This window comes from Nocardia lijiangensis NBRC 108240 (genome assembly GCF_001613045.1).
GTDB lineage: Bacteria > Actinomycetota > Actinomycetes > Mycobacteriales > Mycobacteriaceae > Nocardia > Nocardia lijiangensis.
This window is the reverse complement of the sequence record NZ_BDBP01000041.1, coordinates 1-20,317: the sequence shown is the minus strand read 5'-3', so window position 1 is coordinate 20,317 and position 20,317 is coordinate 1. Positions and strand designations below refer to the sequence as shown.

Here is a 20,317-nt window from a genome sequence, read left to right as displayed (position 1 = left end):
CGGCCCCGACGACGCTGCCGACCGCGGTATTCAGAGCCGCGTGTTCTTGCTGATCGACTCCGTGAACATCTGTCCTGCGGCGGCAGCGACGCGGCGCAAGGTCGGAACATGCCGGCGGATATCGATGCTCCCGGTCGCGCCCGCGATCGACAGCGCGGCGACCGGACAGCCCGCAGGACCGAAGATCGGTACCGCCACACAACTGAGCCCGCGTTGAATTTCCTCGTCGTCGAACGCGATTCCGTCGCGACGCACGCGTGCGAGCTGCAACGACAGCGCGGCCGCGTCGGTGACGGTATGCGAGGTGAAGGGCCGCAGCGTGGCGGCCGCGGTCGCCGCCGCGTCGCTGTCGTAGGCCAGCAAGATCTTGCCGACGGCCGTGCAGTAGGCGGGCGCGCGGCCACCGATCCGGGAAGGCGACCGTATTCTGCGGTATCCATACAGCTTCGCCAGATACAGCACGTCGGCGCCGACGAGTACCGCCAGATGCGTGGTTTCATGGGTCCGTTCGTAGACGTCGGCGACGAACGGAATCAACATATCTCGCAGCGCCTCGTGATCTGACGTGTAGGCGCCGCGGCTGAGTTCGTGCAGCCGCGGCCCCAGTCGATAGCTAGTCCCGACCCGCTCTACCACGCCGTTGCGCTCGAGGATGCCGAGCACGCGGAACGCGGTCGACTTGTTGAGGTCGGCGCGTCGAGCGAGTTCGCTGACGCCGACCCCGGTGTTCGCCTGGTCGCGAAACGAGACGAGGAGGCTGATCGCCTTGTCGATCGCGGCTCGATCGTCGCGGACGGCATGGGTGATGGGCCTTGTGGTCATACGATCTCGTGCGCGAAGGGGTAGGCGTTCAAGCGTGCGCGGAATTCGCCGAGGCGGTCCGGGTCGGCATGGTTGTCCAGGTCGATCAGTGCGTGTGCGCGGCCGCCGCGATCGGTCACCCGCACCGCGCCGGACAGGCTCGCGTCCCGGAGTTCGCGCAGCACAATACGATCCACCGAATCATGCGCCAGGGCGACCTTGTTCACCTTGCCGACCGCGGTGACCGGGATGGCCGGGATGATGTGGATGACCTTCGGGACAGCGGCCGGTTCGGGCGCGTGCTGCGCCGCCCAGGCGTTGAGCTCCCCGGGATCTGGATCGGCGCCAGGTCGCAACACGAGGTAAGCGGCTGGGACTTCGCCCGAATGCGCGTCAGGACACGGGACCACGGCAGCCGCAACGACATCGGGATGAGCCAGCATCGCCTCCTCGACCAGGCGCGGGTCGATGTTGTGGCCGCCGCGGATGATGATGTCCTTGGCGCGCCCGGTGAGATAGACGAAGCCGTCGGCGTCGACCCTGCCGAGATCGCCGGTGATCAGCCAGCCGTCGACGATAACACCCGTGGGATCAGGGGCAGGACCGTCCGGCCCCGGCCGGAGATATCCCGGAAAGACGCTGGGGCCCTTGATCGCCAGTACGCCGACCTCGCCGGGCCCGCAGTCGCCGAGCGGAAGTCCGTCCATTCCGATCCGGAGGGCTTTGATCTGCTGGTAGGGCAGCGGAAGCCCGATCGACCCCGGCTTACCGCCGGTCATGGGTCCGATGGTGTTCGCGCAGGTCGCCTCGGTGAGCCCGTATCCCTCGATCATCGAAACACCGGTGGTGGACTCGAATTCGGCGCGCACCAGGCCCGGCAGCGGTGCCGCGCCGACGATTCCGGCGCGCAAGCTGGAGAGGTCGACACCGTCGGGCACCGGCGGCAGGGCGGCGTATACCGTCGGAACCGCCGAAAATGTCGTGATCCGGTAGCGTTCCACGATTCGCCAGAAGTCGGCCACCGCCTCGCGATCCCGGAACCCGAGGCTGCCCAGCGATACCACCGTTCCACCCTTCAGGAAGGGCGCGAGGGTCGAGATGAGGATGGCGTTGACGTGGAACAGCGGCAGACCGGTCAGAACCACCGTCTCACCGCCGAATGCGCCGTGCTGCCCGAGCGCCCAGGCGACGTAGACCTCGCTCGCGTGGGTGTGCGGGGCCACCTTGGGCACTCCGGTCGTGCCGCCGGTATGGAAATAAGCGGCGATGTCGGATGCGTCCGGCCGGTTCTCGATGGTGAGTTCGTCCGAAGGCCGGGAGGCAGCCAGCTGTTGGAAATCGCCGACCCAGATACCCGGCGCGGTGCGCACCGGTCCGCCGACGGAGACCAGCGCTCGCAGCGAGGGCAGCGCCTCCGCGACCGCGCACGCCTTGTCCCAGCCGTCGGGATCGAGTGCGGGCGCGGGCGCGACGAGTATCCGTGCCTCGGTGAGACGGAGAATCTCGACGAGGTGTTCGGTGGCGAGCATCGGATTCACCGGGTTCGCGATGCCGATGGCCTGGGCCCCGAGCAGCGCCGCATAGGTGGTCCTGGTGTTCGGGAGCATGAGGCCGACGACACCGCCGGGCTCCAGTCCCAGTGCTGCATAGAGATTTGCGGCCTGCGTCGTCCGTCGAAGCAGTTCGGCGTAGCTCCAGGTCTCCGGTTCGTCCCAGCGGTTCCCGCCGGGGAGCAGATGGAGAGCGGGCTTCTCGCCGTGCTGTCGCGCGGATCGTTCGAGCAGGTCGTAGGTGGTGGCGGGCAGATCGCGATCGGACAGCGGCACATCGGTGAGCCGCTCGAGGTCGTGGCCGGCGATGTGCACGTTCGTTTCGGCGTTCACGCGGAGACCACCGGATTGCTCAGGACGCCGATCCGCTCGACTTCGACCTCCACGATGTCGCCGTGGCGCAGGAAGCGGCCGGAGAACAGCCCGGCGCCGCGTGGGGTCCCGGTGCAGATCACGTCGCCGGGCAGCAGCGTCTGGTACTTCGACAGGTGCGAGACGATCTCGGGAATCGAGTGGATGAAGCTGCTCGTCCGATCGTCTTGGCGCACTTCGCCGTTCACGCGGGTCCGAAGACGGAGGTCGACTCGGCCGGTGAACTCGTCCGCAGTGACCAGGCACGGGCCGAGCGGTTTGAAGGTGTCGAAGCTCTTGGCCACACCGATCGAGGCGACGGGGTCGCCGGTCATCGCGCGGCGCTGGATGTCGCGTGCGGAGACATCGTTCGCGATAGTCAGGCCCGCCACGTGATCCCAGGCGGTCTCGACCGGCACGCCGGTGGCCGCCCGTCCGATGACGACGGCGAGCTCGCCCTCGTAGTCCACTTCCCCGGCGGCGACCCCGGGCAGGACGACGGTGTTTCCCGGTCCGGTCACGGCCGAGCCCGCGACTATCTGGAGGTTGGGTTCGGTGGGCATCTCGATGTCGGTGCGGTCGATGGCGGCGAACGCCGCCAAGGCCTCCTCGGCGTGGCTGGGGTAGTTGAGTCCGACGATGACGATCTTCCCCGGTCTGCGCACGGGAGCATGCAGCGTCGCCCCAGCCAAGGGGATCTCGCGGAGCGTTCCCGCCGTCCGCGCGGCGTCCAGACCGGGGCCGTCGAGCAACTCGCCGAGATCTCGCTGCGGCAGGTCCAGCACGGAGAGCACGTCGGCTCGGTCCTCGCGTGCGATTCCCTCGTTGGTTGTGTACAGACGCATCTCGGTACCTCCGCGGTCGAATGGCGGCAACCTCACCGCTCTTGTCTGACAGTTAAGAGCAGTCATGGCGCACAGTCAAGAGGCGGTCGCGGGGCAGTAAGCTCACCTCATGCCCAGGAATCGACAGCAGATCCCGAAGGCCGAGCGTGAAGCGGCGGTCGTCGAACACGCTGTGGAACTGTTCGCCGCCAACGGTTACCGGGGGACGAGCGTGGCCGCGGTCGGTCGCGCCGCCGGTATCGCCCCCGCGGCGGTGCACTGGTACTTCCCGACCAAGGACGATCTGTTCGCCGCGGCATTGACCTCTATCTTCGCCACGGCGCGCCACGGGGTGGAGGCCGATCCCGAGCTCGGCGGGGATCCGCGCAACGAGCTCGTCGGGCTGCTGGTCGCGGTGCAGCCGTACCGGGCGCTGCATCGCGAGGCGTACGAGCGGATGGCGGACTCGGAGTCGGTCCGCGTCGCTTACGAGCAGATCCAGCGATGGCTCGAGGAGCGTCTGTTCGCCGCGATCGCGAACAGGCTGCCCGAGGGCGCCGATGTGGCGCTGATCGCCGATGCGGGGCATGTGCTGTTCGAGGGGGTCCTGATCAGCTCGCGCCGCCTGGATCGGCCGATCGGCGATCTGATCGATCTGGTGACCGATGCGCTGGTCGCTTCCGCGACCGCCAAAGCTGCTCGCTGACGTCGTCGCCGCTGGTCGCGGCCATGTAGTTCGGTGATTCACCCGGGGGTGAGCGTTCGGGATCTGAACGACGCCCTTGTTCGCGGCGTCGACCCTGTCGGCTGTTCCCGTTGGTCCTGTCGTGCGCTGAGGCGTGTCCGTCCTGCCTCGGCATCGGTCTGTGTTGTCTCTTGACTGTCATTCATGAGAGCGCTACCGTGTCTTGAGTCACATTCAAGAGAACTTCTTCTCGCCATACCGTTCGGAGGTGCCAACGATGGCGTCACCCGTCAAACTCGCCCACATCGTGTTGCGAACCAATCGTCTGCAGGAGATGACCGACTGGTATCTGCACGTGCTGGAAGGTCGCGTGGCGTTCGCCAACGACATGTTGGCGTTCATGACCTACGACGACGAGCACCATCGGGTCGCGTTCATCGCGACCGGCGCGTCGGAGCAGCCCACCGACGCGCACACCGGCATGCATCACATGGCCTTCACCTACGCGTCGCTCGGGGATCTGCTCGACAACTACAAGCGGTTGAAAGCCGATGGCGTGCAGCCGTTCTGGAGCATCAACCACGGTCCGACGATGTCGATGTACTACCGGGATCCGGACGGCAATCAGATCGAGTTGCAGATCGACAGTTTCGTCACCGAGGAGGAGACGCAGGCGTTCTTCGAGTCCGACGCCTTCGTCGCCAATCCGATCGGCGTCGACTTCGTGCCGGAAGAGCTGATCGCCCGATTCGAGGCGGGCGAACCGCTGGCGGAGCTGGTGAAGCGGCCGTGAACGACGAACTCATTCCGGTCCTGATCGTCGGCGCGGGCCCGGTCGGGCTCGCGACCGCGTACGTGCTCGGCAGGCACGGCGTGCGCAGTGTCGTCTGTGACCAGTTCGACGACATCAATCCGCATCCACGCGCGCATGTGGTGAACACGAGATCGATGGAGCTGCTCCGCCTTTGGGGCGTCTACGACGAGATCATCGCGGACGCGGTCGATCTGAACTGCGGGCTCAGCTTCGTCTGGAAGCACACGGTCGCCGGTGAGGAGTTCGGGCGGATCGACCTCGCGGACGCGCCCGCGGAGCACCTGGCGAGACGGCTCGGGTCGTCGCCGGTGACCGTCGGCTCGTGCGCGCAGGATCGGGTGCAGCGTCGGCTCCTGGAAGCGGTGTACCGGCAGGGGATGGCCGAGGTCCGCTACGGCACACGCGTCACCGCGGTGCGGGATCTCGGGGATTCGGTCGACGTGCGTGTCGAAACACGCGAGGGCGAAGAGCGATTCGGCGCCGGTTACGTCGTGGCCGCCGACGGAGCATCCGGAAAGATCCGGCGTGGCCTCGGCATCGAGATCGAGGGCGTTCCGGAGTTCGGGCACCTGATCAACGTGTACTTCCACGCGGATCTGTCGCGCTGGGCGGACAGGGATCCCGCCTTGCTGTTCTGGGTGCTGAACACCGCCTGCCCAGGCGTGTTCATCCGCATGGGCGGCGACCGCTGGACATTCCACCTCGAATACGACCCGGCTCGGGAGTCGGTCGCCGATTACACCGCGCAGCGCTGTGCCGACCTGATCCGGAGCGGAATCGGAGCGCCCGACCTCGACGTCGACGTCCGGTCCGTCGGCACCTGGACGCTCGGGGCGAGCACGGCGCGGCAGTATCGCAAAGGGCGAATCTTCCTCGCCGGCGATGCGGCGCACCGGTTTCCGCCGACCGGAGGTCTCGGCATGAACACGGGACTGGTCGACGCGGACAACCTCGGGTGGAAGCTGGCGGCGGTGATCGGCGGCTGGGCGTCCGAAACCTTGCTCGACACTTATGAATCCGAGCGCAGGCCGATCGCCGTCGCCAATGCCGAAAGCAGCATCACCAACGCGGTGAAAATGGCCGATGCCGGGATCGGGCCCAACACCCTCGACATGGCCGCCCGGCTGGAAAGCGGGGATCCGGCGGTGGCCGCGGCCGAGCGAAAGCGATTGGCGGAGTCCGTCCCCGCGCAGCGCCCCCACTTCGACTATCTCGAACTCGAGATCGGCTACGTGTACGGCGTCGGGTGCCCCTCGGAGACGCAGGCGGACCCGCTCACCGTGGCGGTGACCGGTGGCAGGCTCCCGCACGCGTGGATCGACAGGGACGGCTTCACGATCTCGACGCACGATCTCCTGATGCCAGGATTCACGCTCATCACGGGGCCCGACGGTGCGGTCTGGGCCGCCGCTTTGGCGGAGATCGACACGGATGTCCCGATCCACGCGTGCGTTCCGGGACGTGACTTCGAGGTCACCGTGCCTGGCTTGTGCGGGATCCCCCATGACGGCGCGATCCTGGTTCGTCCCGACGGGCACGTCGCCTGGCGGGCAGAGGGGTTGTCCACCAAGCCCGTACGAGACCTGTCGGCCGCGCTCGACGCCGCGTGCTGCGGGGCCACCCACTCCGTCTCCTGACCGTCTCTTCGTTAGGAAATCCTCTGTCGTGACGAATCAATCAGCGCCGGTGGCGTCACCTCGTGACCGATATACCGTGCAACACGGGCGTGTCCATCTCACCGGAATCCAAGCACTGGCCAGGATTCCCCTGGATCAGCGACGGGCGGACGACCGAGCAGGGCGCCGCACCGCCTGTTTCATCTCCGGATACGAAGGCTCACCGCTCGCCGGATACGACACCGAACTCGAACGCAATGCGGCGTTGCTCGACCAGCACGACATCGTGTTCCGACCGGGCGTGAACGAGGAGCTCGCGGCGACCGCCGTGCAGGGAACGCAGCTCGCCGCAAGGCAATCCGACAAGCGCGTCGATGGGGTCAGTGCGATCTGGTACGGGAAATCCCCGGGGCTGGACCGTGCGGCCGACGCGGTTCGGCACGGCAATCTGATGGGCACCCATGCCGAGGGCGGGGTGCTCGCCCTGGTCGGCGACGATCCGGCGGCGAAGTCGTCGTCCGTACCGGGAGCTTCCGAACTGCTCCTGGCCGACTTGGGACTGCCGGTGCTCTATCCGGCCGATCCGCAGGAGGCGCTGGACTTCGGCCTGCACGGCATCGCCATGTCGCGTGCCTGCGGGTTGTGGGTGGCCATGAAGGTGGTGACCAACGTCGCGGACGGGTCGGGAACGGTGGATGTGGACCCGGACCGGGTCCGTCCGGTCGTTCCCGACCTGACCGTGGACGGCGCCGAATACCGGCACGAGGTGACCGGCCAGGTCCTGCAACCGACGTTGGGTGCGCTGGAACGGAGCCGGGATGGCGCGCGCCTGGAGATCGCCCGTCGATACGCCGCGGCCAACGGGCTCAATCGCATCACGCATTCCGGTTCGTCGGACCGGGTCGGCATCGTCGCCGCGGGAAAGACGTTTCTGGATCTCCGGCAAGCCCTGCGCGCTTTGGGATTCGACGACGACGAGCTGGCGCGGCGCGGCGTGCGGCTGCTTCAGCTCGGCATGATCCACCCGCTCGAGCCGACCGTCGTCGACGAGTTCGCCGAGGGGCTGTCCGAGATCATCGTCGTCGAGGAGAAGCGGGCGCTCATCGAGACCGCGGTCAAGGGCCTGCTGTACGGCAGGCCCGACGCGCCCGCTGTCTCGGGCAAACGGACGCCCGGCGGCGCCGCGCTGTTCCCGGCCGACGGCGAATTCGACCCCGATATCGTCGCGAGCCATGTGGCCGCGCGGCTGTCCGAAATCGGCGGCTTTCCCTCGGTCGACGACTGGTCGGGGAAGTCACGCCGCCGGCGTGGTCCGATCGCGCTGCCCCTCGTCACCCGGACGCCGTATTTCTGCTCGGGCTGCCCACACAATGTCTCGACGAAGGTCCCCGCGGGCGCCACCGTGGGCGCGGGAATCGGCTGCCACGCCATGGTGACCTTGATGGATGCCAAACAGGTGGGCGAGGTGGCCGGGATGACTCAGATGGGTGGCGAAGGTGCCCAGTGGATCGGTATGGCGCCGTTTCTGGAGCGCGACCACCTCATCCAGAACCTCGGCGACGGTACCTTCCATCACTCCGGCAGCCTGGCGATCCGGGCCGCGATCGCGGCCGGGGTCGACATCACCTACAAACTGCTCTACAACTCGGCCGTGGCCATGACCGGCGGGCAGCAGGCCGTCGGGCTGATGACGGTGCCTGCCATCTGCGAGGCGATGGTCGCCGAGGGAGTCGTGCGCATCATCGTCACCACCGACGATGTCAGGAGCTATCGCAAGACGAAACTCCCTCGCGGAGTGGAAGTCTGGCGTCGTGACCGGCTGATCGAAGCCCAGGAGGTACTCGCGCGCACGCGTGGTGTCACCCTGCTCGTTCACGACCAGGAATGCGCGACCGAACTGCGGCGCAAACGCAAGCGCGGGCTCGCGCCGGAGCCGGCGCAGCGGGTGGTGATCAATGAACGGGTCTGTGAGGGCTGCGGGGACTGCGGCGAGAAGTCCAACTGCCTGTCGGTCCAGCCGATCGCCACCGAGTTCGGACGCAAGACGCGCATCGACCAATCCTCGTGCAACAAGGATCTCTCCTGCCTGTCGGGTGATTGCCCGTCGTTCATCACCGTGGTGCCCGCGGGGAAGCGCGCGGGCGGTACCCGGGCGTCGCTGCTCGACGCCGACGCACTCCCGGAGCCGGTGTTCGCGCTCGATGGAACCCACACCACGCGCATCACCGGTGTGGGCGGGACCGGTGTGGTCACGCTGGCGCAGGTGCTCAGCACCGCCGCGGCCCTGGCCGGTCGCCATGTCCGCACCTTGGACCAGACCGGTCTCGCGCAGAAGGGGGGAGCGGTCGTCTCGGACCTCAAGATCTCCGCCGAACCGACCGGCCAGGCTGGGAAGGCGGCGGCCGGGGAGTGCGATCTGTATCTCGGATGCGACATCCTGGTGGCCGCCGACGAACGATACCTGGCGGCGGCGAGCGCCGAACGGACCACAGCGGTGATCTCCACCAGTGAGGTTCCGACGGGACAGATGGTCATCGACACCGCCGTGGGTTTCCCCGACGTCGGACCCATCCGGGACGCCTTGCGCTCGACGACGCGCGAGGCGATCTTCCTCGACGCCCGTCGCGCGGCGAACGCCTTGCTCGGCGAGGATCAGTACGCCAACTTCCTGCTGGTCGGCGCGGCGGTGCAATCCGGTTCGTTGCCGCTGTCGCCCGCGGAGGTCGAGCACGCCATCACCCTGAACGGCGTGCAGGTCGAGGCCAACGTTCGAGCGTTCCGTTACGGCCGCCTTTCCGTCGCGGACGCTGCGGCTTTCGAGGCCGCGGTGGCGGAGAAGTCACCTGCCGAGGGCGCGAATCGTGAGCTGTCACAGGCAGTTCGGCAGTTGTTCGCTCAGGTGGCATCCGGCCGGGAGACCGAGTTGACGCGGTTGATCACCGTCCGCATCCCCGACCTCGTCGACTACCAGAGCCTCTCGTACGCACGGGAATACAGCCGGTTCGTCGAGCACGTGCGGCAGCGTGAGGACGAGCGGATTCCCGGTGCGACCGCGCTCACCGAGTCGGTTGCCAGGTACCTCTACAAGCTCATGGCCTACAAGGACGAGTACGAGGTCGCCCGGCTGTCGATCGACCCCGCCCTGCGCGCCGCCATCGAGGCGGAGTTCGGGCCCGGCGCCCGTATGTCGTACCGCCTGCACCCACCGATCCTGCGGGCGCTCGGCATGCGGAACAAGATCGAACTCGGTCCGTGGTTCCGGCCGGTGTACGGGCTGCTGACGGCCATGCGCCGGGTCCGGGGCACTCGCTTCGATCCGTTCGGAATGGCCGAAGTACGCAGGCAGGAACGCGCGCTGATCGCCGAGTACCGTGCGCTGGTCGAGAAACTGCTGGCGGATCTGCGACCCGAAAACCACACTCTGGCTGTCGAAATCGCCGATCTGCCGGACATGATTCGCGGATACGAATCCATCAAGCTGGCGAATGTCGACCGCTACCGCGCCCGAGTAGCTGCGCTGTTGGACACCTACCGCGCCGCCCAACCGGTGGTTGGTGTGGCGTAGTGCCTCGTCCGGAGTCGGCCTGGCGGCGTTGCGCCACTTCCACCGGTGTTGCCGGTGGAAGTGGCGCAACAGCCGGTGAGCCAGCGGCGTCCGCGCACTCGGTGACGACTCCGGAAGAGGCGAGGTAACAGGCCATGACCGCGGAAGTCCGGTTTCGATCCGATAGTGATGTGTACCTTCGGATTTGGCTGACCGACATCGCATTCGACTATTGGGCTGATGTCGCGGCGATACCCAGCTTGGTCCGTGATTGGCGGAAAAAGCGTTGGTGCACGATCGAATTGATCCAGAACGCTGTCGACGACTGTCGGCGGTTGCCACGCCTGCCGTGTGAACGATTGTTTCTCGGGCCCTGATCGGCTGCGTCGAAAGTTCGGTCCGCGAGCTCTCCCGCTACGGCCGAGCGTGGCGCAGTGCGGCATCACGAATAGCGCGCGGCACGACGAATAGCGCGGCCCGCTGCGGCAAACGCCGGGCGGGCCGCCTGAGGGGTGCGATCAAGCTGTCAGGACATGATTGCTGAGTATCCCGACGCCTTCGACTTCCACATCCACGACATCTCCGTGCCGCAGGAAGCGCTCGTTGAACTGGCCCGCCCCGCGCGGGCTTCCGGTGGCGATGACGTCACCGGCTTCCAGTGTCTGATAGCGGGACAGGTACGAGACGAGCTCCGGGATGCGGTGCAGAAAGTTGCCAGTCCGATCGTCTTGGCGCAGTTCGCCATTAACCCAGGTCCGGATGCGCAGGTCGAGGGGCTCGGTGAACTCGTCGGTCGTCGCGAGGCAGGGGCCGATGGGCTTGAACGTGTCGAAGCTCTTGGCGATCGCGATCGAGGCGATGGGATCACCCGCGTAGGCGCGGCGCTGGATGTCGCGGGCGGTGATGTCGTTGATCACGGTCAGCCCGGCGACATGACGCCATGCTTCGCCTGCGCCGACATCGGTGGCAGGGTGACCGATCACCGCGCCGACCTCGCCCTCGTAGTCGACGTAGCCGGGCGCCACCGCGGGCAGAACGATCGGCCCGTCGTGCGCGGCCGCCGCGGACCCGGTCGTGACTTGCACATTGGGCTCGGTTGGCAGCGTCACGTCGTGGCGCCCGGCTTCGGCGAACTTCTCCAGTGCCTCCTCGGCATGGCTGGGGTAGTTGAGGCCAACGGCGAGAACCTTGCCGGGACACGGCAGAACGGGATGGAGTTTCACTCGGCGCAGCGGCACGATCTGCCTCGGCGGCGCCGTCGCGGCGAGTTCGAGACCCGGTCCGCGCAGAAGTTCGCCGACGTCGGCGAACGGGAGGTCGAGGACGGTGAGTACTCCGGGGCTGTCCTCCCGGGCGATGCCCTGGTCAGTGGTGTAAAGACGCATGATGTCTCCCTAAGTTTGTGGCTGTCTGGGGTTGGTGCCCTGGATGCCCAGGACGGTGGGGTGTGGCTGATGATTGCTTGCCGCTGTTGTGGCTCCCGAGGAATGGCTGCCCCGCCGTGCTGGACGCTCCGGCCACTTATTGAGATCTGATGCGGTTCGTGCTGGTTAGGGACCTGATGGCGGGGTTGTCCACGGGCTTCGGCGGCGTGAACGGGAGTGTGAGAGTGGTTCGGCGTCAACGGCTCTGGATCGGGATCGATGTCGGCAAGGCCAACCATCACGTGTGCGTGGTCGACGAGAACGCCAAGGTGTGCTGGTCGGGCAAACTCGCCAACGACCAGCGGGCGATCGAGGCGGTGATCGACCGCGCCCGCAACACCGGGATCGAGTTGCGGTGGGCGATCGATCTGACCAGCCCCTTTGCCGCGCTGCTGATCACGGTGCTGCTGAGCGCCGGCGAGTCGGTGGTCTACGTGCCCGGCCGCATGGTGGCCACCATGACCGGCGTCTTCCGCGGTGAGGGCAAAACCGACGCCAAGGACGCCCGTGTCATCGCCGACACCGCCCGCATGCGCAACGATCTGACGCCGGTGACCGCGCCCGACGAGCTGATCGCCGAGCTGACCCAGCTGGCGAGCTACCGCGCCGACCTCATGGCCGACTGGGTGCGCGGGGTCAACCAGCTGCGCGCCAAGCTGGCCTCGATCTTTCCCGCGTTGGAGGCCGCGTTCGACTACTCGGCGCGTTCGCCGCTGATCCTGGTCGCCGGATTGTGCACCCCGGCAGAGATTCGTGACGCCGGAATCAGCGGTGTCGCAACATATCTCACCGAGAACGACGCATGGCGCAAAGGCATTGCCACCATGGCCACGGCGGGGGTGGCCGCCGCGGAAACTCAAGATATCGCCGTGCCCGGCGAGGCCACCACCGCCACACTGATCAAGCGGCTCGCGGCCAAACTGCTCGATCTCGATCGCGAGATCAAGGACCTCGACAAGCACATCGCCACCCGCTTCCGCACCCACCCGCAGGCGGCGATCATCGAGTCGCTGCCCGGCATGGGCCCGCACCTGGGCACCGACTTCCTCGTGAGCACCGGCGGCGACGCGCTGGCCGAGTTCACCACCCCGGGTCGGCTGGCCTCCTACGCCGGGCTCGTGCCGGTGCCCCGCGATTCCGGCCGGATCAGCGGCAATCTGCACCGGCCCGAACGCTACAACCGCAGACTGCGGCGCGTGTTCTTCATGGCCGCCCTGTCCTCGATCCGCAACGAGGGACCCTCGCGAACGTTCTACCAACGCAAACGCACCGAACGACTCATTCATACCCAGGCCCTCCTAGCGCTGGCCCGGCGCCTGGTCGATGTGCTGTGGGCCCTGCTGCGTGACAACCGCGCCTTCGACACCAAGCCCCCAAGCGTCACCGGAGTCCCGGCCGCGGCTTGACATCGTCATTGAGATTCCTCGGCGAAGCTTTGCGGTGGTTTCGCGCTCGGACGGTCAGCTCGGGAGCGACCCGAGGAACGACAGCAGCGCGGCGTTGACCTCGTCCGGTCGCTCCGCCTGAATCCAATGACCGGCCCCGTCCAGGAAGGTCGCTGTTCCCATCGCCTCCGCCGCGGCGCGAAAGCCGGGGAAGTGCAACACCGTGTCGGCGGTGCCGCCGACATAGCCGCAGGGCACCGGCAGTGCGGCGCCGTTCCATGGGGCGGTGAGCTCCCAGTTGCGATGGAACACCCGGTAGCCGTTGAGGCCGCCGCGAAATCCGCTGCGCGAGTAGGCGGTCGCGTAGACGTCGAGGTCGGCGTCAGACAGGAAGCCGATCGCGCCCGCGGGGGCGGGAAGCACATCGATCAGGGTGCCGCCTTCGGGCACCGTCATGAGGAAGGGGACGTGCGGATTCTCGCCGGAGTTGGCGTAGACGATGCGCCGCAGGCTTTCGGTGACGTCGCGTTCGAGATCCCGTTCGGCGCGGCCGGGCTCCTGGAAGTAGACCATGTAGAAGCCGGGCGGGACCGCGCCGTCGAACGATTCGAGAATACTGAGCGGACCCCGCGGAATATAGGGAACCGACAGCCCCATCACACCGCGCACTCGATCGGGTCGCATCAGCGCCGCAGTATAGGCCGTCAACGTGCCCGCGTCGTGGCCGACGAAAGCCGCTCTGCCGATACCGAGTTCGTCCATCAGGCCGATGACGTCGCCGACCGTGCGGCACACGTCGTAGTCCTCAATGTTCGCCGGAGCGTCGGACTCGCCGTGGCCGCGCATGTCCAGTGCGATGGCCCGGTAGCCTGCCTGCGCCAGTGCGGGAAGCTGATGGCGCCAGCTGTACCAGAGTTCCGGGAACCCGTGACACAGGATGACGGTCGGGCCTTCTCCGGCCTCGACGCAGTGCAGTCGGATGCGATTGACCTCGACATAATGATGGCGCAGGTCGGTCATTGTGTTCTCCTCGAGAAGGAATCGGCAGGCTCGACAGCGGGCGTCACGCCCAACGCACGACGTCCTCGTGGGCCAAGCGAGGCAGTCGTTCGCGCCACGCGTTCTCGTCGGGGTGTCCAATGTTCACGACGAGGATCGATCGCCAGTGGCCGTCGGCGAAGAATGCCGAATCCACTCCGGCGCGGTCGAATCCGCCCATCGGCCCCGCGGCGAGACCGACGCTGCGCACGGCCAAGACGAAGTAGCCCGCCTGCAGGGCCGAATTGAACGCGCCGGTGGCGGTGCGCAGCTCCGCATTGGCTTCGAAGAGCCCGGCCAGTTCGGGCTTGAAGGGCAGCAGGGTCGGCACATGCTCGTGGAAGCGGGTGTCCACCGCGAGGACGGCGACGGCTGGGGCGGCCGCCGTCTTGGCCTTGTTGCCCTCGTCCATGTGCTCGACCAGCCGGGTGCGGCCCGCACCCTTGCCGACGAAGAGCACACGCAACGGCTGGGTGTTCGCCGCGGTGGGCGCCCACCGGGCGAGCTCCCAAATCTGCGTCAGCTCCGCGTCGGTGACGGGGGTGTCGGAGAAGGTGTTCGCGGTCCGTGCCGCCGTGAACAAGGTCGCGCGCGCGGCGGGATCGAGGGCGGGTAGGGCAGGTGCGGTCAGTTCGGTCATCAGTAGGGCGCCTCTCAGCAAACAGGTCTTGAACAATAGTTAAGAGCATCTCATGACTGCCGGTCAAGAGGTGGAAGTGTATTGGCGCGGTCACTTGGCCTTCTTGGGGGTGGGTGACCTTGACAACGCCGGCGCACGAAGACTGCGGCTTGGGCGCGGTCACCGCGCGGTGCACGATTTCGGTGGCCCGGCACGCTCGAGCGGGGCCGCTGTCGAGGCGGCGTACCCGATGCACCGCCCATGCGCATGAGTCGAGGGCGGCATCGGCGAGGGCGTGGACTTTGACGGCGCGACGGGCTGTTCGCGGAGCTGAGACCGTGCGTGCTCTACTTGCGGCAGGATTGCCCGATAGGGTTCGGGTCCGCAAAGGCGGCCAACCGCGGACCGGAAATCGCACTAGATCGGCTTCATCGAGGTCTACATTTACTCTACTTTTTCAACACAACATGGTCGAAGGTGGCAGAACGCCAACGCATCCGAGAGTTCTTCGTCTCTCGGGATTTATGCTGATGGAAACATATATCCGAACACATCGCGGTCGCGGTGAAGCTGTCCATCAGCTATGGACTTGTACTCCATTGGTCGCGGGTTCTGCCACTCCTGCGCCCACAGACGCCTTCTCCGGGGATAGTCACATGCCCGGATCGCCGAGCAAGTCGTAGTGGTGTCACCGTCACCCAAGCACTCGCTGTGGGGGCGCGGCAGACATCGACGTCGGCAGGGCGCCTGGAGCAGAGCTTTGGCCGCCCAGGCGTGCGGACAGCTTGGACCAAGTGATAGACAGGGAGTTGCTCCGGGTGGGGCGCACGCTCACCCGGAGCGTTTCTATCGGCGCACCACCTTTAGTGGCCGGGAGTGCGACTCGTCTCGGCATGCGGTTTCATCGACCTGAATGCTGCCCATCCTCGGATGAAGTCAGCTCGGTCCGAGAAACGTGACGTTTGCCGGCCGTCGGGGCAGGCATCGGAAGATGGCCGCATCGGTGTCTGTCATAACCCAGAGGCATCAGGCTCGAACTATGACCCGGCCTACTGACTCGTGCGATCAGCGCCGCGACCTCTCGGCGAACTTCTTGCCTTGCCAAGATGTGCAAACACGCGATGCTGTCGTAGGCCCTGAGTGACACTCGAAGGGTGCGTGGAGCAGATCCAACGTCGCGATCGTCAACGAGCGTGAAGCTGGTCGTGTTCGCCACTATTGCGGCCGGATGTGCGGTCGTGCTTGTGTTCGTTGCCCTGCAGTGGGGCGACCTCCAGCCCGGGCAAGGAGCCGTCATCGGGGGCGGCAGCGTGCTCGCCGCAGCTGGGCTGACCTTTACAGCCAACACAAGACCAGGTCGAGTGAGGAGAGACAGGCGGAGAAGGCACTGAAGGAACAACTGGCAGCGCGAGAGCAAGCCCATCAGCGGGAGATTGTGCGGGCGTTACACGATCGGTATGCCAGCGTCACGGTACAGCTCGCCCACTCGTCGGCTGCCGTTCGGCTCGCCGCTATCTATGCAGTGGCATCGCTCGGGGACGACTGGAACAGCATCGGTGATGCCAGGCAACGGCAAGTGTGTATTGACCTACTGCGCGCGTACCTCCGGGTTCCTAGGTCGCCTTCTGTCAAGGAGCTGGCAGGCGAGGCTGGCAATTCTGTCGAAGCATTTGGGGAGAATGAAGTACGGCAAACCATTGTGCGGGTTATCGCTACACGGCGGCGACTACCACCCGAGGAATCCACCTCCTGGTTGCGGGCATCCACTGAAATGCTTCGGTCCTCGCTCGAGGGCGTCGATCTGCGCGGCGCGGACCTAATCGGCGTGGTTTTGAGGGCTGCGGACTTGACACGCGCAGAGTTGAGCCTCACTGACCTGCGGGAGGCGGATCTGCGCGACGCGAACCTCAGTGGTGCAAAACTTCGAGGAGCAGACCTACGAGGCGCTGACGCGCGAAGCGTGAACGTGTGCGGTGCAGACCTCTCCGGCGCAAAGCTGACGGACGTGAACTTCGATGGCCTGAGTGCCAACGATCAAACGATATGGCCATGGGGATACGAGCTGCCGCTCAGTGCTGTTCCGTAGACCTGATCTCATGGACGAACTTCCGCAGCCGCACGACCGACACGTTCGACCAGCCGGCTGCCGAGTCGCACACTGTCGGCCGCTTCGTCTGACTTGGACGCCGAAGCGGTTCGCTTCCACGGACGAGCTGCGATGCGGATCCAGATTAAGGCGCTGATCAGCCGGACATTCAGTGCGTCGTCCGCTCGCGGCTCGACCTCCGACTTCGCGAGATGTCTATCTGGTGTCGAGCAACGAGTCTGTACAAAATCCTCTGTAGCGCAACGGAAACCGTCGTCAAGGAGGTGTTGGTGAGCTGGTCGTGTCTGGACCGTCTATCGACATGGAGACGAACAATCAACACCGGAGACACCCGAGGTGGAAACCCTGTTCGAAGGCTTCCGTCCTGTGGCCTTGGCTTTCAGGGATTCCGGCATCGGTGCAGCGGTCCCGGTCACCAATCCACGACTCAGGCAGGTAGAGCTCTCGGTCGATCAGCGCCCGCCCTGAGCGCCCGGCATAGGCCAGGAACACCCCGAGCTGGGAATTCTCCACTCGCCCGGCCGTGCCCGAATACTGGTGTTGCACCCCGCCGACTTCACACCCTTCTTCAGAAACCCGGTCTCGTCCGGGACCAAGACGCCATCCGGGCAGGCCAGCGCCTCGGCCACATACGAACGCAGACGATCACGCAGCTCATCGGCATCCCATCGCGACCGATTCAGGAAATGCTGTAACCGGCTCGGATCCACCTGCCCGGCGGCCTCGGACAACTGCCACGAGTTCTTCCGCTCCACCGGCGCCAGCCCCCGTCAGATACGCCCGCGCCCACCGCCGCGGCTCCGCCCGATAGAACACCCCAGCCACCCGAGCGAACACCCCATCGAAACCCACCCGCCACGCCGAAACATCCTCGGCCACAACATCACCCAACGCAACGAGGAAAGCTATCCCGGCCTCGACACCAATGCAAAACAACGAAATACAACTGTCGTGCTAAGTAGGGGAGCCATTTCAGTGAGTTGCCGAGACTGCCGTGCCGGCGACGTACTACCGGCGCACCCACCTGGTCGCCGGGGCGGCTGTTTACGGGACGTTGGTCGTCATCCACGCCATCGCCATTCCGGCACCGATGCCCCTCCAGCGTAGATAATGACTATGCGGCGCAGACGATTTCACGTCGTGCCGCCGCCGGTACGCCGTGCCTGTTCACGCAGTCGAGGCCTTCGCCGACATCGATCACGTGCCAGCGCATGTTCCGCGTTCCACGCGGAGTACTGGAACAGATACATGACCGGATGCAGGGTGCCCTCCGGTTGGCTCATCGCCGAGGCGTAGGTGCTGCTGCACCGTGCGCGCTGGAGATCTGCCAGCGGATACTTAGGCCGCGAAATCTGTCCGGTGCTCGGTCGACGAGCGCCGCGACGTCCTCGTTGCCGATCAACGGCCCGCTCGGCGCGTGCCATGCGGACATCAACGCCAGATCCACACCCGCGGCGTCCATCTCCCGCAGCGTGGCGTCCACGCCGGCCGCCAGCTCCGAGGACCGTTTGCCGGTCCGGCGCAGCAGGTGAGGCCATCAACAGCTGTGCGGCCATCCGCGGGCTCACCTGCTGCGCCCAGACATCTGTTACGCCCATGGGAGCCCTACTCGGATATACTTCACTACAAAACTATGCGAGTTGGGTGGCAGGAATGGCAAAGGACCCGTACCGGCTGATCGGCCGTATTCAGCAGGTCGCACATTCCTTCCGTAAGTGGTCCGATCGGCTGCTGGCCGAAGCCGCGGATGTCACCACCGCCCAATCCGGGATCTTGGCTGTCATTGCTGACGATCCGGGTTGCTCGCAACGCGATGTCGCCCGGCGACTGCGCCTCGGCGAATCCGCCCTCGTTGCCGGGGTCGGTCGTCTGGTGGACGCGGGCCTCGTCGAGCGGCGTATCAGCGAAAACGATTCGCGGGCCGCGGCCCTTTTCCTGACACCCCACGGAGCCGAGACCACGGCTCGTGCCCAACAGGTTTTCGAGGTGATCAACGATCTCGTCCTGGACGCGCTCGGTGAAGACGGCCGCGTCCGGTTCGCCGAACTGCTCGGTGCCCTGGACCAGGTCGTTTCCGCTCCCGAGCGCCGGGGCGATGAGAAAGCCGGGAACGGCGGGAATGAACGCCGCCTGCACCGGGGATACGCGGAGGCCTCGGATCCTGCCGCACAGTGTGTCACCGAGGCATCCGCTGGGGCCAGGTGTGAATGAGCGCGTGCAGATCACGCGGATGTCACCGGTCGAACAGGCACCGGCTGCTCGGTCCGACTTCTATCATGTCGCCGATGGCAGGTGGCGGAACAAACCGGTGCCTTCCCAGTGGTGCCGGCCCGGTCGGCGGTCGCTCCGGCACGGCCGCCGGCACTGAGCCGTAGTGACCGTGCGGTGCACGATTTACGGACTCACGTTTCATCTTGGAGTGTCATGCTGTATGGACGCCGCGCGGAGCTGACCGTCCTGGGGGAGTTGCTGGAGGGCCGGTGTGGCGCGCTGATCGTGCGGGGCGAGGCCGGTATCGGGAAGTCGGCGCTGCTGGACGCCGCGGCCCGGCGAGTGCAGGCGCGGGTGCTGCGGGTGACCGGGGTGGAGTCCGAGTCCGATCTGCCGTTCGCGGCTCTGCATCTGCTGCTTCGGCCGGTCCTCGATCAGATCGACACGTTGCCGCGGCAGCAGAGCGAGGCGTTGCGCGGTGCGCTCGGCCTCACCGGCTCCACCCGGGGCGACCGGTTCCTCGTCGGACTCGCGACTCTGGGCCTGCTGGTCGAGCTGTCGGCGGCCGGCCCGGTGGTCTGTGTGATCGACGATGCGCAGTGGCTGGACGGCGAGTCGGCGGATGCCCTGCTGTTCGCCGCCCGGCGCCTGCATGCCGAGCCTGTCGTGGTGCTGTTCGCCACGCGGGAAGACGGGTTGCGCGCACCAGGGTTGCCCGAGCTGCGAGTGGGCCGGCTCGACGACGGTGCGGCCCGGCGCCTGCTTGCCGAGCACGCGGACGATCTGCCGCCGGCGGTACGCGATCGGTTACTCGCCGAGGCCGAGGGCAATCCGCTCGCACTGATCGAGATTCCCCGGATGCTCACGCCTTGGCAGCGCCGCGGCGCCCTGGGATTGATGCTGGTCCCATCGGCGGGGCCGGTGACCGATCGGGTACTGATCGGCTTCCGTAACCGGATCTCGGGCCTCGCTCCGGCCACCCGCCTCTGTCTGTTGGTCGCGGCGCTCGCCAACTACGACGAGTTGCCTGTGCTGGAATACGCGGTCGGCCAGCTCGGCGCCGCACTGGCTGACTTCGCCGAAGCCGAGCGCGCTGGGCTGATCCAGGTGCATCCGGAGGGCGTCGAATTCCACCACCCTTTGGTGCGTGCCGCGGTGATCACGGCCTGTGGTGTGGCCGCGCGGATATCCGCGCACCGGGCGCTGGCCGAGGCATCCGATATCGACCGGCGCGCCTGGCATCTGGCCGCGCTCACCTTGCAGCCCGACGAGGACTTGGCGGCGCAGCTGGAGGAACTGGCATTACGGGCGCGACAGCGCGGCGGGCAGGCCGCGGTGTCGGCGGCGC

At 66.6% G+C, this 20,317-nt stretch carries 15 protein-coding genes and 1 pseudogene; 8 read left to right on the top strand and 8 right to left on the bottom strand.

The window, feature by feature from the left end:
* Nucleotides 1–30 precede the first annotated feature (30 nt).
* The 3 genes from NL1_RS16415 to NL1_RS16405 are packed head-to-tail and all read right to left on the bottom strand — an operon-like array spanning nucleotide 31 to nucleotide 3,547.
* Nucleotides 31–822 (bottom strand): IclR family transcriptional regulator, encoded by a 792-nt coding sequence (locus NL1_RS16415; protein WP_067840323.1) that lies wholly within the window; start codon nucleotides 820–822, stop codon nucleotides 31–33.
* Nucleotides 819–2,684 carry an acyl-CoA synthetase gene (locus NL1_RS16410; protein WP_245673307.1) on the bottom strand — a complete coding sequence of 622 codons (1,866 nt, stop codon included), beginning with the start codon at nucleotides 2,682–2,684 and terminating at the stop codon, nucleotides 819–821. The genes NL1_RS16415 and NL1_RS16410 overlap by 4 nt, the downstream gene beginning before the upstream one ends.
* Entirely contained in the window at nucleotides 2,681–3,547 is an 867-nt protein-coding gene (locus tag NL1_RS16405; RefSeq protein WP_067840321.1) for a fumarylacetoacetate hydrolase family protein, read from the bottom strand. The genes NL1_RS16410 and NL1_RS16405 overlap by 4 nt, the downstream gene beginning before the upstream one ends.
* 172 nt (nucleotides 3,548–3,719) lie before the next feature.
* Here NL1_RS16405 and NL1_RS16400 point away from each other — a divergent pair, with 172 nt between their 5' ends.
* From NL1_RS16400 to NL1_RS16385, 4 genes are all read left to right on the top strand, one after another.
* Entirely contained in the window at nucleotides 3,720–4,232 is a 513-nt protein-coding gene (locus NL1_RS16400) for a TetR/AcrR family transcriptional regulator (protein ID WP_067840405.1), read from the top strand.
* 256 nt (nucleotides 4,233–4,488) lie between these two features.
* Nucleotides 4,489–5,004: a VOC family protein gene (locus NL1_RS16395; RefSeq protein WP_067840319.1), complete on the top strand. Its 516-nt coding sequence runs from the start codon at nucleotides 4,489–4,491 to the stop codon at nucleotides 5,002–5,004.
* The gene (locus tag NL1_RS40225) at nucleotides 5,001–6,662 is read left to right on the top strand and encodes an FAD-dependent monooxygenase (protein ID WP_067840318.1); all 1,662 of its coding nucleotides are present in this window, start codon (nucleotides 5,001–5,003) and stop codon (nucleotides 6,660–6,662) included. Before NL1_RS16395 ends, NL1_RS40225 begins: the two co-directional genes overlap by 4 nt.
* A gap of 28 nt (nucleotides 6,663–6,690) precedes the next feature.
* Complete coding sequence (locus NL1_RS16385; protein ID WP_067840316.1) at nucleotides 6,691–10,206, top strand: indolepyruvate ferredoxin oxidoreductase family protein; 3,516 nt, start codon at nucleotides 6,691–6,693, stop codon at nucleotides 10,204–10,206.
* Between the two features lie 497 nt (nucleotides 10,207–10,703).
* Here the strand turns inward: NL1_RS16385 and NL1_RS16380 are convergent, their stop codons facing one another.
* Nucleotides 10,704–11,570: a fumarylacetoacetate hydrolase family protein gene (locus tag NL1_RS16380; RefSeq protein ID WP_067840314.1), complete on the bottom strand. Its 867-nt coding sequence runs from the start codon at nucleotides 11,568–11,570 to the stop codon at nucleotides 10,704–10,706.
* A gap of 224 nt (nucleotides 11,571–11,794) precedes the next feature.
* Here NL1_RS16380 and NL1_RS16375 point away from each other — a divergent pair, with 224 nt between their 5' ends.
* Nucleotides 11,795–13,015, top strand: coding sequence for an IS110 family RNA-guided transposase (locus NL1_RS16375; RefSeq protein WP_067840312.1), 1,221 nt, complete (start codon nucleotides 11,795–11,797; stop codon nucleotides 13,013–13,015).
* A gap of 54 nt (nucleotides 13,016–13,069) precedes the next feature.
* Here the strand turns inward: NL1_RS16375 and NL1_RS16370 are convergent, their stop codons facing one another.
* Together NL1_RS16370 and NL1_RS16365 are read right to left on the bottom strand one after the other, a co-directional pair.
* Nucleotides 13,070–14,014 (bottom strand): alpha/beta fold hydrolase, encoded by a 945-nt coding sequence (locus NL1_RS16370; RefSeq protein WP_067840310.1) that lies wholly within the window; start codon nucleotides 14,012–14,014, stop codon nucleotides 13,070–13,072.
* A 43-nt stretch (nucleotides 14,015–14,057) separates the two neighbouring features.
* Complete coding sequence (locus tag NL1_RS16365) at nucleotides 14,058–14,672, bottom strand: malonic semialdehyde reductase (protein WP_067840308.1); 615 nt, start codon at nucleotides 14,670–14,672, stop codon at nucleotides 14,058–14,060.
* A 1,207-nt stretch (nucleotides 14,673–15,879) separates the two neighbouring features.
* Between NL1_RS16365 and NL1_RS40220 the strand changes: the two genes are divergently transcribed.
* On the top strand, nucleotides 15,880–16,737 hold the full coding sequence (locus NL1_RS40220) for a pentapeptide repeat-containing protein (protein ID WP_084510654.1): 858 nt from the start codon (nucleotides 15,880–15,882) through the stop codon (nucleotides 16,735–16,737).
* 336 nt (nucleotides 16,738–17,073) lie between these two features.
* Here the strand turns inward: NL1_RS40220 and NL1_RS39505 are convergent.
* Together NL1_RS39505 and NL1_RS38160 are read right to left on the bottom strand one after the other, a co-directional pair.
* Nucleotides 17,074–17,649: pseudogene (locus NL1_RS39505) on the bottom strand (IS701 family transposase).
* Nucleotides 17,650–18,037: 388 nt separating this feature from the next.
* Nucleotides 18,038–18,241 carry a hypothetical protein gene (locus tag NL1_RS38160; RefSeq protein WP_162272739.1) on the bottom strand — a complete coding sequence of 68 codons (204 nt, stop codon included), beginning with the start codon at nucleotides 18,239–18,241 and terminating at the stop codon, nucleotides 18,038–18,040.
* On the opposite strand from NL1_RS38160, the gene NL1_RS40215 reads away from it, so the two are divergent.
* On the top strand, nucleotides 18,181–18,969 hold the full coding sequence (locus tag NL1_RS40215) for a MarR family winged helix-turn-helix transcriptional regulator (protein WP_084510651.1): 789 nt from the start codon (nucleotides 18,181–18,183) through the stop codon (nucleotides 18,967–18,969). The genes NL1_RS38160 and NL1_RS40215 overlap by 61 nt on opposite strands.
* Nucleotides 18,970–19,182: 213 nt before the next feature.
* Nucleotides 19,183–20,317 (top strand): AAA family ATPase (locus tag NL1_RS16350; protein WP_156094882.1); only part of this gene is annotated, 1,135 nt, incomplete at its 3' end.

Coding starts and splice junctions, on each gene's coding strand:
- NL1_RS16405 (WP_067840321.1), bottom strand. CDS start 3,547: ATGCGTCTGTACACAACCAACGAGGGAATCGCACGCGAGGACCGAGCC.
- NL1_RS16370 (WP_067840310.1), bottom strand. CDS start 14,014: ATGACCGACCTGCGCCATCATTATGTCGAGGTCAATCGCATCCGACTG.
- NL1_RS16365 (WP_067840308.1), bottom strand. CDS start 14,672: ATGACCGAACTGACCGCACCTGCCCTACCCGCCCTCGATCCCGCCGCG.
- NL1_RS40215 (WP_084510651.1), top strand. CDS start 18,181: ATGCGGACATCAACGCCAGATCCACACCCGCGGCGTCCATCTCCCGCA.
- NL1_RS16380 (WP_067840314.1), bottom strand. CDS start 11,570: ATGCGTCTTTACACCACTGACCAGGGCATCGCCCGGGAGGACAGCCCC.
- NL1_RS16395 (WP_067840319.1), top strand. CDS start 4,489: ATGGCGTCACCCGTCAAACTCGCCCACATCGTGTTGCGAACCAATCGT.
- NL1_RS16415 (WP_067840323.1), bottom strand. CDS start 822: ATGACCACAAGGCCCATCACCCATGCCGTCCGCGACGATCGAGCCGCG.
- NL1_RS40220 (WP_084510654.1), top strand. CDS start 15,880: ATGTGCGGTCGTGCTTGTGTTCGTTGCCCTGCAGTGGGGCGACCTCCA.